Source organism: Candidatus Albibeggiatoa sp. nov. BB20 (assembly GCA_016744725.1).
GTDB lineage: Bacteria > Pseudomonadota > Gammaproteobacteria > Beggiatoales > Beggiatoaceae > Albibeggiatoa.
Window position 1 is genome coordinate 1 of the sequence record JADGDW010000284.1, and the last position, 2,422, is coordinate 2,422.

Annotated in this window: 3 protein-coding genes; all 3 read right to left on the reverse strand. The window is 39.3% G+C overall.

Annotated elements, in window-relative coordinates:
* On the reverse strand, window positions 1-431 hold a 431-nt coding region (locus ABXH34_RS18590; protein WP_353573384.1), incomplete at its 3' end, for an NUDIX hydrolase.
* An 11-nt stretch (window positions 432-442) separates the two neighbouring features.
* Complete coding sequence (locus ABXH34_RS18595) at window positions 443-1,033, reverse strand: uracil-DNA glycosylase family protein (RefSeq protein ID WP_353573385.1); 591 nt, start codon at window positions 1,031-1,033, stop codon at window positions 443-445.
* Between the two features lie 25 nt (window positions 1,034-1,058).
* Window positions 1,059-2,422: uroporphyrinogen-III C-methyltransferase (locus tag ABXH34_RS18600; RefSeq protein ID WP_353573386.1), on the reverse strand; the 1,364-nt coding region annotated here is incomplete at its 5' end.

The following is a 2,422-nucleotide window of genomic DNA, read 5'->3' on the forward strand; positions in this document are numbered from 1 at the left end:
AGACAGCTTTGAATCTGTTGCTGAGCTGCAAATAAAGCAGGTTTAACCCGCTTAAAAATCAATCCAAAAGCCTCATCATAAGTACAAACACGCCTACGTCGCAAAGCGGCCTCTTCCCAATATTGAGCAATATCAACCACCCGAAGTAAGTACATATCAACCTGACAAAGGCTACTCCATTTTTTGTATTGATAATGCGCACACACGTCAGTGGATACTTCACCATAGACCCCTGCTTCCTCAATACCTTCTTTCACGGCAGACTCCCAAGCAAGCATATTAGGTTCAAGCATACCTTTGGGAAATATCCAGCGATTTGGTTTTCTGGTACTGGTGATAAGCACATATTTGACCGTGTCATTCTCAATAAAATAAGGAATAACACCACTTTGTATAATCATAGGACAACGCTGGAATTTGGCTTGTACCATTTTAGTTTATGCTATAAAGCGATCAATTCTTTAACACGCTGTCTTAATACTGGAACAACTTCTTGTTCAAACCAAGGATTGCGCTTCAGCCAAAGTTGATTGCGTGGTGAAGGATGTGGCAGTGGTAAATAATCAGGTAAGAAAGTTTGCCATTGTTTTATATTTTCAGTCAAGGTTTTACAACATTTATTGCCTAAATAGTAGTGTTGTGCATATTGACCAATCAACAGCTTTAATTGAATTTGAGGTAATTGAGCTAATACTTGAGGATGCCACAAAGGTGCACATTCTGGACGTGGCGCTAAATCACCACTTTTGCCACGACCGGGATAGCATAAACCCATTGGCATAATGGAACAATAATCTGTATTGTAAAATATTTCAGGGTCGATTTGTAACCATTCTCGCAACCGCTTACCACTCGCATCATTCCAAGACAAGCCCGTTGCATGAACCCGAGTACTGGGTGCTTGTCCAACGATTAAAATTTTGGCGTTGAATCCCACTCTAATCACAGGCTTAGGCGGATTAGGCAAATGAGTTGCACACAATTCACAAGCACGTACTTGTGTGAGCAAATGAGTGAGGAGCGGATATGTCATGACTACCGTAGCTATTTGAACATGGTTAATTTACAAAATGTTCATGCCATTGTTTTTGGGTTCGTTGTAAAATATCCAAAGCTTTTGTCATATCAGGATACTGGATTGAAAAATCTGTTTTTTGTAATTGTTGCAAACCAACTTGCATCTCAACCACTTGCATAGAATTCTGGTCATAATATTGATTGAGCCAAGCTGTCGCTTCATTTAAAATCGTTTGAAAAGCCTGAAAATCTGATTTTAATAACGCTAAACGGGCAGACTCAAGTTTTAAACCTAAGCCTTGTTGTACAAAAAACATTTGTGAATCAGTCAATAATCCCACATCAACATTTTCATTATGATTGACTGTGACCAGTTGTTTCATTTCATTCCAAACTACACTGGTTACATCTCCCCAAGATTCTAGCATTGAAAATACGGCCAGCGGCTGTTTATCTACTGTCGTTTTAACGGGCGGTGGTGTCGCAGCTTTGACTAAAATCAGTTGGGGTAATTGATTAATATAATCAGAAAGTTGCTGAGAAATTAGCGTCGTATCCAAGCTTGGCATTGTCTGTAAGGTCGCTATATCTTGTTCAATTTGCGCTATCAGAGGCTGAGAAAGTTGTGGCTGTGACCATTGCTGTAATTTGTGTTTTGCCGTAGCGAGTATACTTAATGCTGTTTTGCTATCCTGCATAAAATTCAATCGATGCTGAGCTAAATTTAATAAATAACCGATTTCGCTCAACGTCCAATCCTGAGACGCTTGTAGCTTGCCGCTTATTTTTTTGGCGTGCTGTACGGCTTCGTCAATTTTGGTGATTTCTTGATTCTGTGATTCAAGTTGCGCCCCTGTAGCTGCCATGAATTCTTTAATAGAAATAATAAAATGATTGGCTTCATCTTGTTTTAAATCTGTTTTTGATAGCCCTTGTTCTAAATTTTGTTGTTTTGCAACGAGGTCTTGCATGGCTTGTTGTAGCATATTTAATTGCGTATCGTTTGAATCGTTCGTAGTCTGTTGTGTTTCTTGATTCAGTTTTGCGGCACTATGCTGACTTGTAGAAACGATGGCAACTTGTTGGCCTACGTGCTCTCCAATTTGATACATTTGAGTGAAGACATAGTAGCTCACGCCCAATAAACAAAGAATCAATAAGGAGGAGAATGTATTTAATATTTTTGACCCGCCACGACGTGGTTTTTTATTAACAGGTGGCTTTTCTTCGGATGATACTGTTGCTTGAGCATTTGGTAATTCAGTTGAATAAGATACTTTGCCTTTTTCATCATAATGTGGATAGAGCCTGCCTGTTGGGTTGGGCATTTGAGATAAAGGAGTGATTGAGTCAGATTGATTTGCCATTGCATACGCCTTACACGTCTGTTTTAATCGTATTATAC